Genomic DNA, 21,531 nt, shown 5'->3' with positions numbered 1-21,531 from the left:
ACTTCAGCGTGGCTGCCTGGCGCGTTTTTTTCAACCGTGCCGGGCAGCCTCATTGCAGTGTCCGGGCGGCTCATGACGCAGTTCGTCAGTGAGTCGCCCCCTTTCCTTCGCCGCGCAAGGGGCCACGGGGTACCATGCAGGAAACCATACTGACAGTCCGCGAGCTTACAGAGCAATTGCGCAAGAGCCTTGAGGGGCGCTTTCCCTTTGTCTGGGTGCGGGGCGAGGTGACAAATTTTTCCCGCCCCGGTTCCGGGCATGTCTATTTCAGCCTTAAAGATCAGGATGCGCAATTGCAGTGCGTCTGGTTCCGCCACATGCAGCGGCAGGCTGATCAGCCTTTTGATCCGCTAACGGGTGAGGTTTTTGACAAACCAAGGCCGTCCCCCCTTGAACTCTTGCGCAATGGTCTGGATGTGCTTTGCGCGGGGCGCATCAGCGTATACGCCCCACGCGGGCAATATCAGCTTGCCGTGGAACTGGTGCAACCTGCGGGCGAGGGGCTGCTGGCCCTGGCTTTTGAGGAAAGCAAGCGCAAGCTGGCGGCTCTGGGGTATTTCAGCAGCCAGCGTAAGCGTCCGCTCCCTCGTGATCCGCAACGTATAGCGCTCATCACATCCCCTACAGGGGCGGCCGTTCACGATTTTCTTGAACTGGCGCGCACTCGCGGCAGCGGTTCGCGCATCCGTCTGTTTCCGGCATTGGTGCAGGGGGCGGAAGCTGCTCCGGCCATTGTGCGGGCTCTGGCTGAAGCCAATGCCCAGGATTGGGCGCAGGCCATCGTGCTCGTGCGCGGCGGCGGCTCTTTGGAAGATCTGTGGGCCTTCAATGAAGAATCCGTGGCCCAGGCCATATTTGAGTCCCGCCTGCCTGTGCTGGCTGGCATAGGGCATGAGGTGGATGTTACCCTGGCGGACATGACCGCAGATATGCGTGCGGCAACGCCAAGCCACGCGGCCCAGCTGCTCTGGCCATTACGGATGGAACTTCACCAGCGCGTGGATGAAACCTGGGCAGCCCTGCGCCGCGCCACGGAACGGCGCGTAGAGGCAGCCGGGCAGGCTCTGCGCGAATGCGAAAAAGCCTTGTCCTGGTTTTCGCCGCAGCGTCACCACGAGCGCCTTTATGAACGCCTTGCGAGCCTGGAAGCGTCTTTGGAGCGTTCAGGCCGTTACTGGCTGGATGACAAGGCGCGGAAAGCCGATTTTCTGGAGCGCGCCCTGCGCAGCGCCCTTGGCACAGAAAAACTGGATTCCCTTGATGCGCGGCTGGAACAACTTGCCGACCGGCTGCATGCGGCTTTGCCGCGACTTGTGACTGACAAGGAGCGTGCGCTGCATCACGGCATCCAACACTGGCAAAGCACGGCACGGGGCTACGTTGCGGAACAGTTGCGGCGTCTTGAAAATCTGAGCATGGCTCTTGAGGCGCGCGATCCCCTTATGCCTCTTACGCGCGGCTATGCTCTGGTAAGCACGCCTGAAGGCCTTGTGCGCTCGGTTGATCAGGTTCCTTCCGGGACCAGTATAGAAGTGCGTCTGGCCGATGGCAGCCTGTCTGCCGTGGTAAACGGCGTGCAGCGCCGCCAAAGTCGCAAGATGGAGGAGTCATGATACAACAATTGAGTAATATACTGCGGCATCAGGGCATGCGTGCGGAAAAATCCGTGCAGAGGTCGGCCCTCATGCTGCCCTTGATTCTGGCGTTTTTCTCTTTGCTGCTTTTGTCTCCCCTGTGGGGAATTCCTGCTTTTGCCGCTCCTCAGGTAAAGCTTGAAGCCCCTGCCTCGGTGGCCAGGGGGGATGCTTTTGTGGCTCTGGCTGTCAGTGATGAACCCGTAACTGCCTTCAGCTTCAAGTGGATGGGCAAGAGTTACGCCGCCACGGCCATTGCCGCCGTACAGGGTCCCGGGGGGGCGCAAAAGTGGCAGGCCGTCATGCTGTTGCCCGTACCTCTTGATGCCAAGGAAAATGATTTCACACTGGCCGTGACCCCCATAGCAGGCCATGCAGGCGGCAAAAAAACAACCGCTGCCCCACAGGCGGCCACACTGGGCATTGGCGTATACGATAAGGACCGCCCGGTTCAGAAGCTCACTGTGGACAAAAAGTATGTCGATCCGCCAGCGGCGCAAATGGAGCGCATCAAGGCCGACAGGGAGCTTGTGCGCAAAACCCTTGCCGCATACACGCCAGAACGTCTCTGGACGCTGCCTTTTGATCGGCCCGTTCCCGGTGACGTTTCGAGCCTTTTCGGACTCAAGCGGGTATTTAACGGCCAACCGCGCGGTTTGCACCGTGGACTGGACCTGCGCGGCACAGAGGGAACCCCCATCGTGGCTTGCGCCGATGGCCGGGTGGCCCTGACGGGTGATTTGTACTTCTCGGGCAATGTGGTGTACATCAATCACGGCGAAGGGGTTTTTACGGCGTACCTGCACATGTCCAAAATTCTGGTTACAAAGGATCAGGCCGTGCGCAAGGGAGAAGTCATAGGCCTTGTCGGGGCCACTGGGCGCGTGACAGGGCCACATTTGCACCTCTCGCTCCTGGTGCAGGGCGTGTCTGTGGATCCGCAGCCGCTTCTTCAGGCTCCTCGTGCCGATGGGGGGGTAGCCCCTAGAGCAGATTAGCTTTGAGAATATACATTTTCAAAGTTTAAGGCGCGCTCACTTCGGCGTTTAACCGCACAGCCAAACTGCGCTTACGCCTCCGTAGCGAACGTCTGCTCACGCAGCCGTCAGAGCAATTTAAAAGTTACATTGCTCTGATGCCGTGAGCCAGCCCTCACAAGCTCCTGAAAAGGGAAAGTAGACTGTATGAGCGCCAAAACAGAAAATCTTTTTGAAAAAAAACTGGCCCGCCTCCAGGAAATAGTTGCAGCGTTGGAATCTGGAGATTTGCCTCTGGAAAAAGGCATGGCCCTGTATAAAGAAGGCGCCGGATGCGCGCGGTATTGCCGCCAGCAGCTCGACAAGGCGCGACACGAGCTGGAAGTCTGGCAGGACGGCCAGGCCCGCCCCATGGCCGGGCAGGCAACCCAGGGAGGGGAGGGCCTCGGTTCCTACCCTGACGATGAAGCTGAAGAAGCCGAAGAAGCGTAGGAGGCTTGACAGGTGATGATGCCAGTATCCCGGATGAAGGAGCTTTTGCGCGAACGTGCCCAAATGGTGGAGGCCTGTCTTGCGGTCGCTTTTGACGGTCGGCCCATACCGCAACGCCTCAAGGATTCGATGCAGTACAGCCTTCAGGCCGGCGGCAAGCGCCTGCGCCCCGTGCTCTGTCTGAGCGCTGCGGCCATGTGCGGGCTGCCCATTCAGGATGCTCTGCCTTTTGCTTCGGCCATTGAGATGATCCACACCTATTCTCTTGTGCATGACGACCTTCCGGCCATGGATAATGATGACTTGCGTCGCGGCAAGCCCTCAAACCACAAGGCTTTTGACGAGCCCACCGCCATTCTTGCCGGTGACGGCCTGCTTACCGACGCCTTTTTGCTGATGTGCCGCAGCCCCGTGGCTCCTCCCCGTGTTTTGCGCGCCGTGGGCGAACTGGCCCTGGCTGCGGGCGCGTCCGGCATGGTGGGCGGGCAGGAATGGGATATGATATTTACCGGCAAGGCGGAGATCACGCTTGAGGAATTGCGCGGCATACACGCCATGAAGACAGGCGCGCTGCTTCGGGCCTCCTGCGTGTGCGGGGCCATGCTGGCCGGGGCTTCTGACGGGGATCTTGCAGCCATTGGTTCCTATGGCGCGTCTCTGGGTGTTGCCTTTCAGATAGCCGATGATATTCTTGATGTGGTGGCGGATACAGCCACGCTTGGCAAGCCCGCTGGCAGTGATGTGGCCCAGGGCAAAAAAACCTATCCCGCCTTGATGGGGCTCGATAAAAGCCGCGCCCTTGCGCAGGAACAGGCCGAGACCGCCAAGGCTGCTTTGGCGGCCTTCAGTGGGCAGGAAGCGGAATTCTTACGTGCTCTGGCCGAATACACTGTCAACAGGGCGGCCTGATATGTTTGATGCGCAAAAAACAACAATGCCGGTCGACTTCTCTGGGAATACGCAGGGGGTAAATGTGGCTGAAGCAGGTCATGCCGGGCGGGATCTTTCCCATGATTCGCCGCAGGCAGAACCGCACGGTTCGCTTTTGGACAGTATTGAACGCCCTTCGCAGTTGGGGGGCATGAGTGAAGTCCAACTGGAACAGTTGGCTGGCGAAGTGCGGCAGCGTATTATTGAAGTGGTTTCGCGCAATGGCGGTCACCTCGCCCCTTCACTGGGGGTTGTGGAACTGACGCTTGCGCTCCTTTCCACGTTTAATATTGAAAAAGACAAGCTCGTTTGGGATGTGGGCCACCAGGCTTATGCGCATAAACTGCTCACGGGGCGGGCGCATCAGTTTGACACCCTGCGTACCTTTGGCGGCATTTCAGGCTTTCCGCGCATGGCCGAAAGCCCTTATGACCACTTTGGCGTCGGGCATTCCTCAACATCCGTTTCCGCCGCCCTTGGCATGGCTTTGGCCCGTGATCTTTCGGGCCTCAAACACCATGTGCTGGCCGTTATCGGCGACGGCTCCCTGACCGCAGGCGAAGCGTTTGAAGGGCTTAATCTGGCCGGGCATATGGGGCGGCGGCTCATTGTGGTGCTCAATGACAATGAAATGTCCATTTCGCCCAATGTCGGCGCGCTTTCTCTGTTTTTAAGCCGTACCATGTCCCGGCGCTGGGTGCGGCAGGCCCGTAAGGAAGTGCTCAACTTCCTGCGCTCCATCCCGCGCATAGGTCAAAAACTGGCCTTGTATGCCCTGCGGGGCGAGGGGAGTTTCAAGTCGTTTTTTACGCCTGGCATGCTGTTCGAGGCTTTTCGTTTCAATTATATTGGCCCGGTTGACGGCCATGACCTCACAAGCCTGCGCCGCCATCTGCAAATGGCGGCAGCTGTCGAGGACGGCCCCGTGCTGCTGCATGTGCGCACGCAAAAGGGCAAAGGCTATGCGCCTGCGGAAAAAAATCCGACCCTCTATCACGGCGTCGGGCTGTTTACGCCTGAAACTGGTCAGCCCGTACCCTCCACAGCCAAGGTTCCGTCTTTTACCGGAATTTTCAGCAAAACACTGGTTGAGCTGGCTGAAAAGGATAAAAGGATTATCGCCATTACGGCTGCCATGCCAGAAGGCACCGGCACGGACAGTTTCAGGGAGCGCTTCCCCGATCGTTTTGTGGACGTGGGCATCTGCGAGCAGCACGCTGTAACCTTTGCCGCTGGCCTTGCCAGCCAGGGGTACCGTCCGGCGCTGGCCATTTATTCCACGTTTCTTCAGCGCTCTTACGATCAGGTGGTGCACGACGTCTGTATTCAAAACCTGCCCGTTACCCTGTGTGTGGACCGCGCCGGTCTTGTGGGCGAAGACGGAGCCACGCACCACGGTGCCTTTGACATCGCCTATTTGCGGCATATCCCCCAGATAAATCTGCTGGCGCCCCGCGATGAGGATATGCTGCGCCATTGTCTTTTCACCTCGCTCAACCACGACGGGCCATGTGCTTTGCGGTATCCCAGAGGCGCGGGTTTTGGCGTTCCGCTGGACGGGCAGCCGCGCCTGCTGACCCCCGGCAGAGGAGAGGTGCTTCAGGACGGTGAAGGCATCGCCATCGTGGCTGTGGGCAGCCGCGCCCATCCCGCCCTTGAGGCTGCGGCGCAGGTTGAACAGATCCTTGGCGTCCGGCCTCTGGTTTTTGATCCCGTATGGCTCAAACCCTTGCCGCAGGAACAGCTTGCCACCATTGCGGGCCGCTTCGACCGCATTCTTTTTGTGGAAGAGGGCGTGCTGGCTGGCGGGTTTGCATCGGCTGTGCTGGAATTTTATGTGGACAACGGGCTTATGCGTGGCCAGAGGATCAAGCGGCTTGGGCTGCCCGACAGTTTTGTCGAGCATGGCAGCCAGTTGCGTCTGCGCGAGCTTGTGGGCCTGCGTACGAAGAATATTGCTCAGGCAGTCATTGATCTGGCAAATCAGAAATAAAGCAACTTCGACGTGCCATTACTCTGGCTGAAAGCCCCGGAGTATGAACAGGATTACGGGGAAAAGAAGTCTTGAAAGGCTTCTTTTCCCTTTTTTTACGCGCACGGCGCTTTGGAATGATTTTTCCTGCAAGGAGGCTTGATGCGCGGGTGTGAAGCTGAAACCTTGGAGCGCAGAGGCTTAGAAATGCTGCGCCGTCTGGAAGCGCTGCCCCTAGCCTCGCACTTAAGATCAGAACACACTGTGTACTGTATTATAGCATTTTCGCATTGAGAATATCCATTCTCAATGCTTCCAAGACGCCCGCTTCGGCGCGTAACAGCGTAAATAAATAGCAGTGCTGTCTTCGCGGCAGTGTTGCCCGCAGGGCTTGCCTGAAGCTCGCTAGCGCCTCCGCAGCGGGCGTCTGCTCATACAGCCGTTAGAGCAATTTCAAAGTGAAATTGCTCTAAACAACAATAAAGGTTTTAAGGGGTGCGGGCGTGGGGGAGGGGACCCTTTTGCAAAAGGCCCCTCCCCCACAAAGCAGACATCCTGGCCGCGCTGCAAATAGTACTTTCTCATGCCCCCTCCACCACAAAGCAGTTACAGCGCACGGGTGAAGGTAACGCCCCCTCCCTTGAGGTGCGCCTCTATGCCGCCGGGCAGCTGAAAGCGTGTATTGCCGCGCCCCTGCGTAAGGGCTTCGTCCAGTGCAAGCAGAGTGCTCGCCCTGGCCTGGGCGGATGTTGAGTGCGGCGGCAGCGCGGGCGCGCCTGTGGAAATCACTGCCTTGCTGCTGGAGCATAAATGTTGCAGCGCCCGCATATACAGCCGCAAGCGGGCCGCCGGGTGCAAGGGGCGCAACAGAGCGCGGGGCAACGTCAACGCGGCAAGGGCTGGAAGACCGTCTTGGCGTTCGTTAGTCATTTCCTGCCAGGGATTGGCAGCCAGGGCCTCGTCAAGGGTCTTTTCCCAGTAGTCTCTGTCGAGGTTGGCCAGTTGCCACATGTGGCCGAGGGTGCGGTCCAGGGAGGGGTTTTCAGCCCGCAGCAAGGGCAGGGTCTGAAGGCGGAGCCTGTTTCGCCGATAGTCCAAGCTTTGGTTGCTGGCGTCTTCACGCCAGCCAAGGCCGCATTGCCGCAGAAGCTGCCTGAGATCATCAGGTTCGCAACCCAGCAGTGGCCGCAGCAAACAGCGCGCGTCATCTCTGGCTGGCATGCCGCCAAGCGATGGCCAGCCAGCGCCACGAACAAGCCGCAACACGATGTCTTCACTGAGATCCTGGCAGTGATGCCCAAGGGCGATAAAATGCGCGTTTTGGGCTACGCGTTCTTCTTCCAGCAGCGCGTAACGCACGGCGCGTCCCGCCTCTTCCTCACCCATATGGCGGCTGGCGGCAAAGCCTCGCACATCCGCCGCGCGCACGGCGCAGTGCATGCCAAGAGCGTGGCAGACTGCGAGAGCATGGGCCGCGTCTTCATCTGCTTCGGGCCGCAGACCGTGATTGACGCTCAGGGCTGAAAGACGCAGGTTCAGGCGCGGTGCCAGAAGGGAGAGTATAAGAGCCAGCGCTGTGGAATCAGCACCGCCGGAAACTGCCAGTACAAGGCTTGCCCCCTTTGGCAAGGCCAACTGGCGCAGGCAGAAGCGTTCAACTTCAAGGCAAAGAAGCGCAGAGGCGCGTGGAAGGCTTTGTAAATTTGGCATCTGGTTCATGCTGTGCCCCGGTTGCGGGCCGCAACGGTCTGAACGGGTACGGCGGGCGTGCTGCGGCTGGCTCATGGCCCTGCCTGAACGGGCGGCGTAGGGCTGGTCGTAAGAAGAGTGCTGCGCGATGATATAGTAATCTACGGCGCGCACGACACGGAGGGGATTTGCAGGCCCCCGGTACGGCATGAACTGTCTGAAACAATGCGCAAACCGGTATTTAGGTGGTGATGCCAAGGTCGGTCAGCATCTGTTCCAACCAGGCTATCATGCTGGCGCGCAGCTCGGGGCCGGCATAATGCACGCAATCGCACCGCATGCGGTTCTTGGCTCTGACAAGCAGCTCCATACGCAGGGAATCTTCTTCAACTTCAAGACCAAAAACGTGCGGACCGCAGCTTTTCACATGTTCTTTCTGAACAGGAGAAAGCATTTCTACTGGAGCAGGCAGCCAATAGAGGCCGTCCATGCCGGATTCAAGCTCCATATCCTTGAGAGTGGCGGTTATCTTGGAAATTTCTTCGGGCGTGAGGTCATCAATGCCGTACCAGCGCATCAGTTTTCCTCCGAATAAATACAGCCTGTTTTATCAAGGTTGAATATGCGTCGCATAACACTGATCCGCGGGCCGTTGCCTTCCTGCGACATGCCGCCGTGTTTCAGAAACATAATGGGGTCGTGATTAAGCTTGCGCACCAGAGATCTGGCCATGGCTTCCAGCGCTTCACGGGTCGTGTCATCCACCGGGCCCAAGCGTTTGAGGGTCTTGGCCAGTTCCTCTTCGGCAATGGCCTGGCTCTTTTTGATCAGGTCGACAATGGTGGGCTGCATGTCCAGGCTGGCAAGCCATTTTGAAAAATACGCCACTTCTTCATTGACGATTTCCGCAGCTTTGGCCGCTTCATCCCGGCGGTTGGCCAGGTTTTCTTCCACCACTTCTCTGAGATCGTCGATGTCATAGAGGTATACGTTGTCCAGGCCGTTGACGTCAGGGTCGATGTCGCGGGGTACCGCGATGTCGATGAAGAACATGGGCCTGTTTTTACGGGCCTTGAGCGCGGCGCGGATGTCGCGCGCGCGGATGATGGGCTCCTGCGAACCCGTTGAGGTGATGATGATGTCCACATCAAGCAGGTAGTGGGGCATCTGCTCAAAAGGGATGGCGCGGCCATTGAATTGCTTGGCCAGTTCCTGCCCGCGAACGTGGGTGCGGTTGGCCACAAGAATTTCGTTGATGCCCGACTGAAGCAGATGCATGGCCGCCAGTTCCGCCATTTCACCCGCGCCCACCAGCATGGCCTTGTGTTCCCGCATGTCGCCGAAGATGCGTTTGGCAAGCTCGACGGCGGCATAGCTGATGGAAACCGCGCTGGAAGCCACCGCCGTTTCTGTACGCACCCTCTTGGCCACGGAAAAAGCCTTGTGCAGCAGCCTGTTGAGTATAACCCCGGTGGCGCGGCTTTTGACGGCCTTGCGGTAGGCGGTTTTCAGCTGTCCGAGAATCTGCGGCTCGCCCAGCACCATCGAATCCAGGCTCGACGCCACTGAAAACAGATGTCGGACGGCTTCAAGGTTTTTATGCACATAGACGTAGGGCCTGAGGTCTTCAACGTCAGTTCCTCTGGCCTTTGCCCAGTTGCACAGTATCTGCTCGGCCATGTCGCCAGCGCCCGCAGCCAGAATTTCAACGCGGTTACAGGTGGAAAGTATGACGCTTTCGCTCACCGCGCCGGTACATGGCAGTGCCCAGTGTTCCTCATCGCAATGATTGGCCAGGGCGAAGCGTTCGCGCACGTCCACTCCGGCGGTGCGGTGATTCAGGCCCACAAGAAAAATATCACAGTCCATAATTATGCCCGAGTCAGCGCCGGATGAATGCGTGGTGCGTTTCCATAAAGGTATTCACCACAATGATTGAAAAAAGACACAGTATAAATATGAAAACAGCCAGCCGCGCGGGTTTTCGCCCACGCCAGCCCTTGGTGAGCCTGTTGTTGAACAGCACGGAAAACAGCAGCCAGATGACGATGCTGATGACTTCTTTGGGGTCGCCCGTTACCGTGGCTCCAAAAACAGGTTTGGCCCATATGAGGCCAGAAACGATGCCGAGAGTATACAGTGGATAGGCCACGACCGTGGCAAAGGCGTTGATTTTGTCAAGCATGGCAAGAGCGGGCATGTCCTGCCAGAAGCCCTTCATGTACTGCTTGCTTTTGATGCGGGACTCAAGAAAAAGAAAAAGAGAACCAGCCGCAAAAGCCAGGGCCATGAGGGCGAGACTGAGAAAGAGCGTGGCTATATGCAGGGCATAGAAGGGCGCTTTGAGATAATGCGGCACCTCGACCACAGCCTGAAGATAGGGCGCGGACATGGCAAAGAGCATGAGCCCCAGCGGCGAGGCAAAAATAAGCGAGGCTTCCTGCTTGAATTTGCCCCAGGAGGCAAGGCCGCACAAGACCACAAACCAGGCCATGAGCTGCAGGTAAGCGCCAAGACTCAGCCCGTCAGGCAAGGCCTTGTGAAAGCCCATGGCCAGGCCGATAGTCTGAAAAATAAAGCCTGCGGCAGCAAGGTAGCAGCAGGCACGCCGCCAGAAAGGGCTGCGCGCCATCATGCCAGCAATGCCGGACACACTTGCCAGCCCGTAGAGCAGCAGGGTGACGCCGGTAGAAAACTCAGGGGAGATCATAAAGTAACTCCGCTATATGAACGTGCAATTCCGCTGGCAGTTCCGCCAGCAGGCACTGTCGGCAGTTTTCGATATCTCCGGCTTCAAGCCACTGCTGAAGCGGGGAGACTGCCAAGCTTCGGAACAACTGCGTATTCTGCCCTGTCTCGACGCCCAAGGCAAGAACCAGAGGACGCAACCTGCCCATAAGGGTGGCCATGCGGGCACGCGGAGCCAGCCATTGCCCCAGTTCGTCTTTCCAGCGCCTGGCCAGGGCAGGGCTTGCGCCGCCAGTGGACAGGGCCGCAGAAAGAGGCGCGCAACGGGCCACAGCCGGAACCTGAACGTTTCCTTCTTCCGGGGTGCTGGCGCAGTTGCACAGTACGCCCAGGCTACGGCACAATGCCGCTATGCGCCGGTTTTCGTCCACATCGCCAGTGGCGGCAAATACCAGGGCTTTGCCGTGTATGTCGTCCGCCATGCAGGTTCGGCGCTCAAAGCGTACGCGTTGATCCCGCAGCAGATCTTGCAGGGAAGCGTCGTGTGCTGGCGGATCATTGCGCTCCAGCACGAGGACCGATGCCGGATCGCAGGCCAGAAGACCAGCCAGTTTTCGCTGCCCGACCTGCCCTAGCCCGACCAGCAGGCAGTTCAGCCCGCTGAGACTAAGAAAGAGCGGATACAGAGGTGTTTTGGGCGCGAAAGTTTCCATATGGGGTCCGGTGTGCGTCATGCTGTAAATCTACGGAATGCAGTATTGTACAGAAGCTGGCGTTTTTTGCAAAGTCCCCCGCGCTTGCTTCCGTTCGCCTATTGCCGTACCTTCCCCATATTGATTGATTTTGGCGGCGGGCGCGGCAATGCCGCTGTTCATGGCAGTGGCAGCCCTGACGACAAATCGCAAAACCAGGAAGGGGCATGGCGACATTTTTGGTTATTCAGGCGGCACGCTTTGGCGATGTGGTGCAAACAGGGCGCTTGCTGCGTACTCTTGCGCGGCGTGGCCAGGTGCATCTGGCTGTTGATGCTGGCCTGTCTGCCCTTGCGCGTCTGATCTATCCTTTTGCCACAGTACACGGCCTTGCTTTGCACGGCTGCCAGGAACATGAAGTTCTGGAAAAAAATATCCGGGTTCTGGCAGACTGGCGCGACATGGAGTTCACTGCCGTATATAACTGCAATTTTTCCGGTCTGACTGCGGCCCTGTGCCGCCTCTTCGCGCCAGAGACGGTTGTGGGCTACAAACCCGCTGCCGACGGCGTATGGCGCTCCCCGTGGGCCAGAATGGCCTTTCAGCTGAGCCGCCAGCGCGTGCTTTCATCGCTGAATCTTGTGGATTTTTGGGGCCACTTCGCCAATGATCCTTTGCCGCCCGCCGAGGTTAATCCCGTGGCCGTTCCCGGTGGGCAGGGTATCGGCGTGGTGCTGGCCGGGCGTGAATCCCGCCGTTCACTACCCGCTCCCTTGCTGGCTGAAGTGGTGCGTACGGCTTTTTCCGCCATGGGCGGCCCAAAAGTGCGCCTGCTCGGCTCCAGTGCGGAAAAAAACGTGGCGCGCAAGCTGCAACGGCTGTTGCCGCCCAAGATGCTGGACAAGGTGGAAGATCTGAGCGGTAAAACCGACTGGCCGGGTCTTGTTGACGCGGTCAGCGGGCTGGACGCCCTGATAACGCCGGATACAGGCAGCATGCATCTGGCCGCGCACCTCGGCGTGCCTGTTCTGGCCTTTTTTCTGTCTTCAGCCTTTGCGCATGAAACTGGGCCGTACGGGCAGGGGCATCTTGTCTGGCAGGCAGAGCGGCATTGCGCCCCCTGCCTGGAGTCGGCCCCATGTCCGTATGATACGGCCTGCCTTGAGCCTTTTCGCAGTCAGAACCTGCTGCGCTCATTGACGCTGGCCCTGACCGAGGGAACGGGACGCGCGGCTTTGCCCGAAGGTTTGCAACTATGGCGCAGCCGCGTGGATTCTCTTGGCACAGTGCTGCACCTCGTGGCCGGAACCGACAGGCATGCGGCCAAGCGCGCGCAGGTGAGGCAATTTTTGGCTTCATATCTGAAAGTGCCCTTTGCAAAGCCAGCGGAAGATGCTGCTGGCTTCAATGGTTCTGGCGAGATCAATTCTGACGTTGCCTGGCTGTTTGACGAATGGTTGTGCCGCGATACGGACTGGATGCTGCCGCCCGGCAGATACTGCTGAAGTGGAGAATATGCCCATGCCCTCTGCCTCTCTGAGAATTCTTGTGGTTTTGCCGATGTATGGCGGTTCCTTGCCCATAGGCAGGTACTGCGCGCGCGCCTTGGAAGAGATGGGGCACAGCGTGCGGACTTTCGAGGCTCCGCTCATGTATCCGGCTTTTACGGGCCTGCAGGGGCTTGGGTTGCCTCCTGCCCAGACTGCGCAGCTTGAAAATTCCTTTCTTCAGGTTGTGGCACAGGCAGTGTGGGCGCAGGTGCAGGCGCAGGAACCGCACCTGGTTCTGGCCATGGCCCAGGCTCCCATGGGGCGCAGCCTTCTGCAGCGGTTGCGGCGGGCCGGGGTGCGAACGGCCATGTGGTTTGTTGAAGACCATGCGATTTTTCAGTACTGGCGCGCCTACGCCCCCCTGTATGACGTTTTTGCCGTTATCCAGAAGCAGCCTTTCCTGGATATGCTGGCCGAGACAGGGCAGACCAACGCGCTCTATCTGCCAATGGCCGCACAGCCGGATTTTCATAAGCCAGTGGCTCTCAGCCCTGAAGAACAGCGGGAGTATGGCGCGGATATAGGATTTTTGGGCGCAGGATATCCCAATCGGCGGTTGGCCTTCAGGCCGCTGCTTGGCCGCAATTTCAAAATCTGGGGTTCTGACTGGGAAGGCGAAAATCTGCTGGCCGCCCATGTGCAGCGTGGCGGCGCGCGCATCGGCGAGGAAGAAAGCGTAAAAATCTATAACGCCATCAAGGTGAACCTCAACCTGCATTCCAGCCTGCACACGACAGAGCTTGTAAGCCATGGCGATTTTGTCAATCCGCGTACCTTTGAACTGGCAGCCATGAATGCTTTTCAGCTTTTGGACCAACGCAGCTTATTGGCTGACCTTTTTGCTCCCGACGAGTTGGCGACCTTTTCCACCATTGAAGAATTTTACGCCAAGCTTGACTACTTTCTCGCGCATCCCGAAGCGCGGAGCGCGTATGCCGCAAGGGCGCGGGAGCGTGTGTTGCGCGAGCATACCTATCAACAGCGCATGCAGCGCCTGCTGGATTATATGGCCGAGCGTCTTGGCCCCTGGCCCGATGGCGGGAACGAAGAACATGCGCACGAAAACTCGGACGGGCAAAATGACGAATCCGGTTCCTCTGCGCGGCCCTTGCCCAAGGGATTGACGTTGGAACTGGCGGCGGATCTGAGCGCGGCCATGGCCCACACCGTAGAGCGTCTGGGGCTGGGGCCCCATGCGGATTTTGATCATGTTGCCGCAGCGCTCAGGGCCAGATCCGGCGTTCTTGATGAAATGGAAACCTGCCTGCTGTTTTTGGACGAATGGCGCAAGCAGTACGCAAATAGGTAATTATGTTTTGAAATGCTTTGTTTGGGAGAAATGTTCTGTGGGGGAGGAAACCCTTTTGCAAAAGGGTCTCCATGCCCCACCCCCTAAAACTTTTATTGAGATGTAGCTGCTTCAAAGCTTGTCTGCTCTGGTCTCACACAAAAACCCCGCGTAATGCGGGGTTTTTGTGTGAAAGCAGAAAAGACTGTTTGGTGTCACGTCATGCCCCGAAACCACCCCGGCGTTATTGGCCAGAACCGCCAAGAACCGTGGGGGGCATGAAGGCGGGCGTCAGCTACTCAGGGCTTTTTTGCGGCGCGGCTTGGGGTCTTGCCTGTTGGTCCGCTTCGGGCGCAGTTTCTGGTGCTGTTTGCGGCGAAGGTGGCAATTCTCTTTCCTGCAGGGGGGCAATGATCATTTCCTGGATCGTCCTGGACGCCGGGGAAGACAGGTTGGTCGCCTGAGAATAATAGGGCAGCATGAAGGCCACGGCCATGATCAGGGCCACCAGCAGGGTGAACTTGTGGCGCATGGGCGCGGCGCTGCGGGCCACAACTGTCCACAGAATCAGGGGAACAAGCCACACCAGCACCTTGGCGCTTTCGCGCAGGGCATTTTCAGTGGTGAAAACGCCGCCCTGCCATGCCTGCTGTATTTCAGCCACTGTCGATGCGAGAAATATCAGCCAGAAGACGGCCCAGGCATTCCGAGCCCATATGGCGCACCAGGGCACCATGGTATTGTAGTGGTCGCGGCCGAAATCGTCGCGCTGGCGGCGTAGCGTCAGCCACATGGCTCCGCTTGCAGCCGCCATGGCCAGAATAAGAGGCAGAGTCCAGTATAAGGAGCGCCAGAAAGGCGAAAACCAGCCGGGAAAGAAAATGTCGCCCAGGGTGATGGATGTGGCGTCGGGGCTGGTATAAGCGTTTATCATGCGGGCGGAACTCAGGGCGACAAGCACGGCGATGCAGCCTTGCACGCTGCTGATCATGCCCATGACCACATGCAGAATCGGAACCTTCACAAGGAACTTCCATAACGCGAAGTATAGACTGCTGATCAGTACGGCGAGGCCCAGCATAATCCAGCTGAGTTCCACCATAAAGTCGGGCAGGGAATCTGGGGTGTAGGAACCCTGCACGAAAAACAACCACACGCGCCCCGCCACCAGCAGAACCCAGCCCAGAACCAACGCCAGATGGGCCAGTTGGCGCGCACATTTATCATAGGAGGAGCGCTTGCGGGTTATGGACAATATTCGTGCAGTGGCCGACATGAAGCCAAGCCCCGCAAAGGCCAGCAAGGCGGCCAGAGCCAGGGTTACGCACAGGGAATCAAGGCCTGTCTGCAAAAAGGGGCAGGTCTGCATCCATTGACGCGGCAGCTCCATCCAGGCGGAGAGCTGAACCAAGGCATTCTGAAAAAAGTTCATCGGGCGCCGCCTGTAGCTGGGCGTGGCTTCAGAACAGAAACACTCATGACTGCTCCTTATAATCTTGCACTAGCTTGGGAAAGTACGCTATGGTCGAAAAAATGCGTTCAAGCCTGTATTTGCCTTAAAAAAGCCGGGGCCGCAAGGGTTCTTGATATATGCCCGGGCTTGGGGCAAAATTATTGCGGGAGACGTTATGAATAAATTTTTTGCTGTACCTCTGGCTTGCGTGCTTATGTCCGCGGGTTGCGCCTCAACGGCGCAGTTACGCCATGTGGAAGGTAAAGAGACGGCCAACCAGCAGGCCCTGCGCGCAACCGATCAGCGCTTGAATGCTCTGGAGCAGAGCGTGGCCACTCTGGACAGCCAGGTGGCCCAGCTCAAAAATAGAACATTTGAAGTGCGCACCCGTGGCGGCCAGAAAACCAGCATGACTGTCGTTCCCATCTTGCCGCCTGCGCCGGTGAAGGCCGCGCCATCGGCGGCAGCAGACGTTTCTTCGGACTCCCAGGGGGGAGCAGGCACGGCCCCGACGCCTGTTCCGGTTGCCCAACGCCCGCCCGATGTGGCGCTGGGGAAAAACGGTCCTGCGTCAGTGGCTGCCCCGCCTGTCCCAGCCGCAGCGGCCTCGCCTGCTGCAGCTCCGATGGCTGCAGAACCTGTGTCTTCTCCAGCCAGGGCAGGCGAAAAAACGCCTGCCTCCAAGGGCAAAGAAACGCAACCCACCGCCGTCGCGCCAGAAACTGCCAGCGCCCCCAAGGGGCGGGTCATTGATCCTGCGGCTCCGCCGCGATCTTTCCCGCAGCCCACATCGCCTGCCCCTGCCGCAACTGAAACCGTCGTCGCAACGCCTGCCGCCAATCCCTCGCAGGTGAAAGCTGCCACGGCTGGACCCCATGGGCAGGTCGGCGCATCAAACAAAACTTCCCAGCCCGCCAATGGGGCGGGAACGGTCAGTATAGGCCTGCCGCCCGTGGCAGCCCCGGAACCTGTGGTGCCGCCTGCCGTCAATCCGACAAATTTTGCAAATCAGAGCGCCAATCAGCCCGCCGTTTCCGCCAATGCCGCCAACCCCGACAGGGGCGACCCGGCAGGCGGCAATGCGGCCGTGCCCGTACCCTCCCTGCCGCCCTCTAACCTGGCGCTGCCGCCGGAACATCCTGGCTTGCCCCCTGTGGACGCGCCAGCTTCTGCCACGCCAACTCCTGCAGCCATGCCCGCTCCCGCAACGCAGACGACTGCCCCGACGGCCCCGGCAAAGCCTTTGCCTTCTGCCGCTGCCGCGCCGCAATCCACCAAGCCTGCGAAGAACGAAAAAGCTGCCTATGACGCGGCCCTTACGCTCATGACGTCAGGGCGCTCGACTGAGGGCATAGCCCGGTTTGAAAGTTTTCTGCAGGAATACCCGCAGGGCGTGTATGCGGCCAATGCCGAGTACTGGATTGGCGAGGGCTTGTATGCGCAGGGCAAATATCAGGAAGCTCTGAACCAGTTTCGTAAGGTTGACGCATCTTATCCGCAGCACCACAAAAATGCCGATGCCCTGCTCAAAACCGGCATGTGCCTGAGCCGTCTTGGCGACAAGGCCGGGGCTGCAGAGACTTACAAACAGCTGCTGGCGCGCTTCCCCAGTTCCGAGGCCGCCCGGATCGCCCGGTCACGTGGACTGGCCCGCTAGCCATGTCTCAAGGGCTGTCCTGGGCCGAGATGGGTGAAGAAGCCCGTACCGAATATTGGGCCAGTCTGGCTCTGCGGCACTGTACCGGGCTTGGGGCCCGCTCATGCGCGCGACTTTTGCGTACGTTCGGCTCAGCCTACGCTGCGGTGCAGTCCCGGCAGCGTTGGCGCGAGGCAGGGCTTAGCCAGAAGCAGGCGGCCGAAATGGCCACCGGCTCATGGCGCGTCACAGCCCGGCAGGAGTGGGACAGCGCGCGCGACATCAACGCCGTTATCCTTTTATGGACAGACCCCCTGTATCCTGCTCCGCTGCGGCAGCTGCCCGATCCTCCCGTATTGCTGTACTGCCGGGGAGACATGACGCTCTTGCAGGCTCCGGCTTTTGCCATTGTGGGATCGCGTCGGTCCACGGAACACGGCAGAACGGTGGCGGCCCATATGGCCCGGTGCCTGTCGTCCTGCGGGGTGACTATTGTCTCGGGCATGGCGCTGGGCATTGACCGGGTGGCCCATGAGGCTGCCCTGGCCCGCATAGGGCGCAGTATTGGCGTACTCGGCACTGGCATTGACGTCATATACCCACGGGGAAACTGTGCTGTTTTTGACGCCATGCGAGAGCATGGCCTGCTGATTTCGGAATTTATGCCAGGGGCGCTGCCACTGCCAGAACATTTTCCTGTGCGCAACCGGATTATCAGCGGTCTTGCCCTTGGCGTCCTGGTGGTGGAGGCCGCCAGTCGTTCCGGCAGCCTCATTACCGCCCGTCTGGCCCTGGAGCAAAACCGTGAGGTTTACGCCGTACCCGGCCCGGCGCTGGATTCACACTGCCTGGGCTGTCAGGATCTGGTGCGGCAGGGAGCGCGCCCAGTGTTCAGCGCTGAGGATGTGTTGCGTGATCTGGCGGACCAACTGCGACCGTACGGCATCAGCCAGACAAGCCTGAGCGAAGAGGAAAAATCCGCGCATGAAGAGGGTGACGGCATTGATCTGGCCGCGATCAAGGCTGAGGCCGCCACTGACAATCGCCGCGTGCGCACAGACGCATGTACACAAGGGGACGAATCCGCCAAGGGTGAAGACCAGCCTTTACAGCAGGATATGCCGCCACTGGACGCCGCTGAGCGGCTTGCTCCCTCAGAACGCAGGGCGCTCCTGCTGGACTGCCTGCGCCAGAAGGGTCCCATGCAGGCTGACGATCTGGCCTGCACCCTTGCCATGCCAGTTTCTGAGATGAATGCCATGCTTGTGGGGCTTGAGATGCTCGGGCAGGTGCGCAGACTGCCGGGAGCCCGATATGAGGCCGGAGTATGACGGGGAAGAACTCGCAAAACGCCAGGGGCGCGCGTCGTTCCAGCGCTGTGACCACTCAGGGTGAAATGGCAATCCCTGCTGATGACGGGGTTGCAGGGCAGTCTGAAGGATATTCGACGGCAGGACAGGGCAGGCCCGCCGGGCGTGCAGCGCGTGATGCGGCAGCCCCACAGAAAAAGACAAAAACGGCAGATGGAGATACAACAGAGGCAGGCGCAGCCGTTGTTGACCGCAGCCCACTCTTTATCGAGGCCTTTCTGACCTGGATGGCTGTACAGAAAGGGGCCTCCGAGGCGACGCAAAAAGCATATGCGGTGGACCTTGGTCAATTGGCGGAGTTTTTGCGCAGCCAGGGGGTGAGCCTCGGGCAACCGCAAACTGTGACGCGCCGCCATATCCAGTCCTTTTTGGCCTGGCTGTTTCGCAAGGGAGACGCCAAAAGCTCCATGTCGCGCAAACTGGCGGCAGCGCGTTCTTTCTTTCGGTTTCAGCAACGCGGCGGCAGAGTCGCGGAAAACGTGGCCGCCCAGGTGCGTAATCCTCGTCAGGAAAAACGCCACCCACGCGCGCTCAACGTGGATGAAACCTTTGCCCTGCTGGATACCACCAAGGGGCCAACTGGCGGTAGCGGGCCTGTTTCCGGCAGTGCGGAAGAAGAGCGGGTTCTTCGTCGCGACCTGGCCCTGGCTGAACTGCTGTACGGCTCTGGGTTGCGCATATCTGAAGCTTTGGGGCTGGATGTGGACGACGTGCAGCTGGCTTCGCGTGTGCTGCGCGTTATGGGCAAGGGCTCAAAGGAACGGCTTTCGCCTCTTTCGGACACGTCCCACGAAAGCCTGAAACGCTGGCTTGAAGAACGCCCGCTGTTGGCGCTGCCTGAAGAACCGGCACTGTTCGTGGGCACGCGGGGGGGCCGTCTTAACAGAAGGGAGGCCGCGCGCATTGTGGAGCGCCTGTGCCAGCGCGCGGGACTGACGTTTACCGTGTCGCCGCACAGCTTGCGTCACTCCTTTGCCACCCATCTGCTGGAGGCTGGGGCAGACATGCGCAGTGTTCAGGAATTGCTTGGACATCAACGCCTGACAACAACGCAGCGTTACACCCAGGTGAGCCTTGAAAGCCTGATGCAGACCTATGATCAGGCACATCCAAGGGCTTTAAAAAAATAAAAAAATCACGAGCTTGTTTTTTAACTGTAAATTTATAGTGTTATAAAAAGTTCTTTGCGTCTCATGGCCTGGCGCAGTCAGGAAAATTTCCATGAGGCGCTTGGCATGGGCGGCACTTTGTGCTAAAGAGTACAAATCGGTCAAATTGAACCGCATACCTGAACCATACCGGAAGGAGAGACAGTCATGTCCGCATTAGTTCTTGGTCACATGAATCCTGATACCGATAGCATTGTTTCCGCCATTGTCGCCGCTGACCTGTACAGCAAGCGCGGTATGGACGTCACCCCGGTTGCCCAGGGCGCGCCCACTCCCGAAACCGAATTCGTTCTGAACAAGTTCGGTCTTGCTGCTCCTCAGGTTGTCGCCGACGTGGCTGGCAAGGATGTTTATCTGGTTGACTACTCCGACCTGGCCCAGGCCCCCAAGGGCATGGATTCCGCCACTGTGCTCGGCATTGTCGACCACCACAAGCTTGGTGACGTGACCACTTCTTCGCCGCTGGAAGCCTGGATCTGGCCCGTGGGCTGCACCAACACCATTCTCAAGAACATGTATGACTTCTACGGCGTCGCGATTCCCAAGAACCTTGCTGGCGCGATGCTGTGCGCTATCCTGTCCGACACGGTTATCTTCAAGTCGCCCACCTGTACTCCTGCTGATAAAAAGGCCGTTGAAGAACTGGCCAAGATCGCGGGCGTGAGCGATGTGGTGGCTCTGGGCATGGAAATGTTCAAGGTCAAGAGCGCCGTTGACGGCACCCCCATGAAAGACCTTGTCTTCCGTGACTACAAAGATTTCGACATGAATGGCAACAAGGTTGGCATTGGCCAGCTTGAAGTGGTTGACCTCTCCATCCTTGAGCCCGTGAAGGCCGGCCTGCAGGCCGAAATTGAAAAGGTCAAGGCTGAAGGCCGCCACAGCGTGTTCCTGCTGCTGACCGACATCATGAAAGAAGGCTCGGAAATGCTCATCGTTTCCGATGATCCCTCAGTGGTGGAAAAAGCTTTTGGCGTCAAGGCCGAAGGCTCCACCGTGTGGCTGCCCGGCGTCATGAGCCGTAAAAAGCAGGTTGTGCCCAACTTTGAAAAGGCTTTCAAGTAAGCGCTGACTGTCTGTAGCAAATAAAAACCCCGGCGCCCGCGCGCCGGGGTTTTTGCATTATGGACGCAGATGGGCGCTTGTGGATAAACCTCCGGCGTGTCACAACAGACTGTAATGGTTAAAATTTTTTCTTGAGAAGGCATGCTTCAATGCAATTGGTTATTTGATTTTGTGGATGTTTTGGTTGTGCCAGGTGAGCGTGCGTGTGCCTTAAAAGGAGTAGCATGGCACATTTGTTCGAGCAGAGAGACTTTGCGATGGTGCAAGTTTTGAAAAGGCTGTCTTCAAAGGCCCTTCTTTAGATCAGGAAGTTCGTAAGAGTTTTAGTTGGTTGGGGCGTGGGGGAGGCGACTTTTTTGCAAAAGGGTCCTTACCCACAAGGCATTTCAAACATGCCCTGCTTTAGCCGTCAATCCAGATAAGCATGGCCAACACTCCCAGGCTGCCCGTGAGAACCGCATATGCCTGGCGTGTGCGCAACGAAAGCACCGCTCCCATCAGGGCGGCCACATAAAGGGCAGACCACGTGACCGCTCGCAGGGCGGGCAGAGCTTGTCTGTTGTGCAGCGTGTCCACGAGACTGAAGATCAGGATGAAGCAAAGGCAGTATAGGGTTATCTGCCACAGGCTCCTGTAGAGAGAGGACAGCAGTAGTGCCGTGCCGGGCGCGAGCCCTTTGGGGTTGCCCGCACACCAGGCTTCCACCTTGTCAACCATAGGATTTTGGCTGATGCGCTGCCGGTGTTCGCCATAGGCCGCTGCGTAAGCCGCAAGCATGCAAAGAGTGAGGGGGATGAGCAGGCGACCCGGTTCCACAAGGTCAAAGTGCCTGCATATGGGAAAAAGTAGTAAAAAGCTCAGGCTGCCGTAGGGTGGCACGACGCTGCCAAGTTCAAGGGCGTCCAGCCATAGAAGCTCAAAAATAA

The 21,531-nt window shown here is 58.7% G+C and carries 18 protein-coding genes; 11 read left to right on the top strand and 7 right to left on the bottom strand.

Annotated elements, in window-relative coordinates; translation table 11 throughout:
- Nucleotides 1-134 precede the first annotated feature (134 nt).
- The 5 genes from xseA to dxs all read left to right on the top strand — a co-directional run bounded on the left by xseA (nucleotide 135) and on the right by dxs (nucleotide 6,026).
- Nucleotides 135-1,613, top strand: a complete 1,479-nt coding sequence (xseA, locus tag BCS36_RS02490; RefSeq protein WP_291301342.1) for an exodeoxyribonuclease VII large subunit — start codon at nucleotides 135-137, stop codon at nucleotides 1,611-1,613.
- Complete coding sequence (locus BCS36_RS02485) at nucleotides 1,610-2,632, top strand: M23 family metallopeptidase (RefSeq protein ID WP_291301341.1); 1,023 nt, start codon at nucleotides 1,610-1,612, stop codon at nucleotides 2,630-2,632. Before xseA ends, BCS36_RS02485 begins: the two co-directional genes overlap by 4 nt.
- Before the next feature lie 186 nt (nucleotides 2,633-2,818).
- Nucleotides 2,819-3,103: an exodeoxyribonuclease VII small subunit gene (gene xseB / locus BCS36_RS02480; protein WP_291301340.1), complete on the top strand. Its 285-nt coding sequence runs from the start codon at nucleotides 2,819-2,821 to the stop codon at nucleotides 3,101-3,103.
- Nucleotides 3,104-3,118: 15 nt separating this feature from the next.
- A complete protein-coding gene (locus BCS36_RS02475) occupies nucleotides 3,119-4,012 on the top strand; it encodes a polyprenyl synthetase family protein (RefSeq protein ID WP_291301339.1) in 894 nt (297 codons plus the stop codon).
- Between the two features lie 136 nt (nucleotides 4,013-4,148).
- Nucleotides 4,149-6,026, top strand: coding sequence for a 1-deoxy-D-xylulose-5-phosphate synthase (gene dxs / locus BCS36_RS02470; protein WP_291301353.1), 1,878 nt, complete (start codon nucleotides 4,149-4,151; stop codon nucleotides 6,024-6,026).
- A gap of 585 nt (nucleotides 6,027-6,611) precedes the next feature.
- On the opposite strand, the gene tilS is transcribed toward dxs, so the two are convergent.
- The 5 genes from tilS to BCS36_RS02445 all read right to left on the bottom strand — a co-directional run bounded on the left by tilS (nucleotide 6,612) and on the right by BCS36_RS02445 (nucleotide 11,116).
- Complete coding sequence (tilS, locus tag BCS36_RS02465; protein ID WP_291301338.1) at nucleotides 6,612-7,868, bottom strand: tRNA lysidine(34) synthetase TilS; 1,257 nt, start codon at nucleotides 7,866-7,868, stop codon at nucleotides 6,612-6,614.
- A 67-nt stretch (nucleotides 7,869-7,935) separates the two neighbouring features.
- On the bottom strand, nucleotides 7,936-8,271 hold the full coding sequence (locus BCS36_RS02460; RefSeq protein WP_291301337.1) for a hypothetical protein: 336 nt from the start codon (nucleotides 8,269-8,271) through the stop codon (nucleotides 7,936-7,938).
- Complete coding sequence (hemA, locus tag BCS36_RS02455) at nucleotides 8,271-9,563, bottom strand: glutamyl-tRNA reductase (protein ID WP_291301336.1); 1,293 nt, start codon at nucleotides 9,561-9,563, stop codon at nucleotides 8,271-8,273. The genes BCS36_RS02460 and hemA overlap by 1 nt, the downstream gene beginning before the upstream one ends.
- 13 nt (nucleotides 9,564-9,576) lie before the next feature.
- Nucleotides 9,577-10,404, bottom strand: a complete 828-nt coding sequence (locus BCS36_RS02450; protein ID WP_291301335.1) for an inner membrane protein YpjD — start codon at nucleotides 10,402-10,404, stop codon at nucleotides 9,577-9,579.
- Nucleotides 10,391-11,116, bottom strand: a complete 726-nt coding sequence (locus tag BCS36_RS02445) for a bifunctional precorrin-2 dehydrogenase/sirohydrochlorin ferrochelatase (protein ID WP_291301334.1) — start codon at nucleotides 11,114-11,116, stop codon at nucleotides 10,391-10,393. The genes BCS36_RS02450 and BCS36_RS02445 overlap by 14 nt, the downstream gene beginning before the upstream one ends.
- A gap of 185 nt (nucleotides 11,117-11,301) precedes the next feature.
- Here BCS36_RS02445 and BCS36_RS02440 point away from each other — a divergent pair, with 185 nt between their 5' ends.
- Both BCS36_RS02440 and BCS36_RS02435 read left to right on the top strand, forming a co-directional pair.
- A complete protein-coding gene (locus BCS36_RS02440) occupies nucleotides 11,302-12,579 on the top strand; it encodes a glycosyltransferase family 9 protein (RefSeq protein ID WP_291301333.1) in 1,278 nt (425 codons plus the stop codon).
- Nucleotides 12,580-12,595: 16 nt separating this feature from the next.
- Nucleotides 12,596-13,933, top strand: coding sequence for a glycosyltransferase (locus BCS36_RS02435; RefSeq protein ID WP_291301352.1), 1,338 nt, complete (start codon nucleotides 12,596-12,598; stop codon nucleotides 13,931-13,933).
- 274 nt (nucleotides 13,934-14,207) lie between these two features.
- Here BCS36_RS02435 and BCS36_RS02430 read toward each other — a convergent pair whose 3' ends face one another.
- Nucleotides 14,208-15,344 (bottom strand): hypothetical protein, encoded by a 1,137-nt coding sequence (locus tag BCS36_RS02430; protein ID WP_291301332.1) that lies wholly within the window; start codon nucleotides 15,342-15,344, stop codon nucleotides 14,208-14,210.
- Nucleotides 15,345-15,540: 196 nt separating this feature from the next.
- On the opposite strand from BCS36_RS02430, the gene ybgF reads away from it, so the two are divergent.
- From ybgF to BCS36_RS02410, 4 genes are all read left to right on the top strand, one after another.
- Nucleotides 15,541-17,022, top strand: a complete 1,482-nt coding sequence (ybgF, locus tag BCS36_RS02425) for a tol-pal system protein YbgF (RefSeq protein WP_291301331.1) — start codon at nucleotides 15,541-15,543, stop codon at nucleotides 17,020-17,022.
- 2 nt (nucleotides 17,023-17,024) lie between these two features.
- Nucleotides 17,025-18,332 (top strand): DNA-processing protein DprA, encoded by a 1,308-nt coding sequence (gene dprA, locus BCS36_RS02420; RefSeq protein WP_291301330.1) that lies wholly within the window; start codon nucleotides 17,025-17,027, stop codon nucleotides 18,330-18,332.
- Nucleotides 18,329-19,501, top strand: coding sequence for a tyrosine recombinase XerC (locus BCS36_RS02415; protein ID WP_291301329.1), 1,173 nt, complete (start codon nucleotides 18,329-18,331; stop codon nucleotides 19,499-19,501). The genes dprA and BCS36_RS02415 overlap by 4 nt, the downstream gene beginning before the upstream one ends.
- Before the next feature lie 186 nt (nucleotides 19,502-19,687).
- The gene (locus BCS36_RS02410; RefSeq protein WP_291301328.1) at nucleotides 19,688-20,605 is read left to right on the top strand and encodes a manganese-dependent inorganic pyrophosphatase; all 918 of its coding nucleotides are present in this window, start codon (nucleotides 19,688-19,690) and stop codon (nucleotides 20,603-20,605) included.
- Between the two features lie 402 nt (nucleotides 20,606-21,007).
- On the opposite strand, the gene BCS36_RS02405 is transcribed toward BCS36_RS02410, so the two are convergent.
- Nucleotides 21,008-21,484, bottom strand: a complete 477-nt coding sequence (locus BCS36_RS02405; protein WP_291301327.1) for a hypothetical protein — start codon at nucleotides 21,482-21,484, stop codon at nucleotides 21,008-21,010.
- Nucleotides 21,485-21,531: the final 47 nt, after the last annotated feature.

The organism is Desulfovibrio sp. MES5 (assembly GCF_002237645.1).
Lineage (GTDB): Bacteria > Desulfobacterota > Desulfovibrionia > Desulfovibrionales > Desulfovibrionaceae > Desulfovibrio.
This window is presented reverse-complemented; position numbering and strand designations above follow the sequence as displayed.

Bases quoted from the DNA above. Each gene is read 5' to 3' on its own strand.
- BCS36_RS02460 (WP_291301337.1), bottom strand. From the start codon at position 8,271: ATGCGCTGGTACGGCATTGATGACCTCACGCCCGAAGAAATTTCCAAG.
- BCS36_RS02410 (WP_291301328.1), top strand. From the start codon at position 19,688: ATGTCCGCATTAGTTCTTGGTCACATGAATCCTGATACCGATAGCATT.
- BCS36_RS02430 (WP_291301332.1), bottom strand. From the start codon at position 15,344: ATGAACTTTTTTCAGAATGCCTTGGTTCAGCTCTCCGCCTGGATGGAG.
- BCS36_RS02440 (WP_291301333.1), top strand. From the start codon at position 11,302: ATGGCGACATTTTTGGTTATTCAGGCGGCACGCTTTGGCGATGTGGTG.
- BCS36_RS02450 (WP_291301335.1), bottom strand. From the start codon at position 10,404: ATGATCTCCCCTGAGTTTTCTACCGGCGTCACCCTGCTGCTCTACGGG.
- xseA (WP_291301342.1), top strand. From the start codon at position 135: ATGCAGGAAACCATACTGACAGTCCGCGAGCTTACAGAGCAATTGCGC.
- BCS36_RS02475 (WP_291301339.1), top strand. From the start codon at position 3,119: ATGATGCCAGTATCCCGGATGAAGGAGCTTTTGCGCGAACGTGCCCAA.
- BCS36_RS02485 (WP_291301341.1), top strand. From the start codon at position 1,610: ATGATACAACAATTGAGTAATATACTGCGGCATCAGGGCATGCGTGCG.
- BCS36_RS02445 (WP_291301334.1), bottom strand. From the start codon at position 11,116: ATGACGCACACCGGACCCCATATGGAAACTTTCGCGCCCAAAACACCT.
- hemA (WP_291301336.1), bottom strand. From the start codon at position 9,563: ATGGACTGTGATATTTTTCTTGTGGGCCTGAATCACCGCACCGCCGGA.
- ybgF (WP_291301331.1), top strand. From the start codon at position 15,541: ATGAATAAATTTTTTGCTGTACCTCTGGCTTGCGTGCTTATGTCCGCG.
- dprA (WP_291301330.1), top strand. From the start codon at position 17,025: ATGTCTCAAGGGCTGTCCTGGGCCGAGATGGGTGAAGAAGCCCGTACC.
- BCS36_RS02435 (WP_291301352.1), top strand. From the start codon at position 12,596: ATGCCCTCTGCCTCTCTGAGAATTCTTGTGGTTTTGCCGATGTATGGC.
- BCS36_RS02415 (WP_291301329.1), top strand. From the start codon at position 18,329: ATGACGGGGAAGAACTCGCAAAACGCCAGGGGCGCGCGTCGTTCCAGC.
- xseB (WP_291301340.1), top strand. From the start codon at position 2,819: ATGAGCGCCAAAACAGAAAATCTTTTTGAAAAAAAACTGGCCCGCCTC.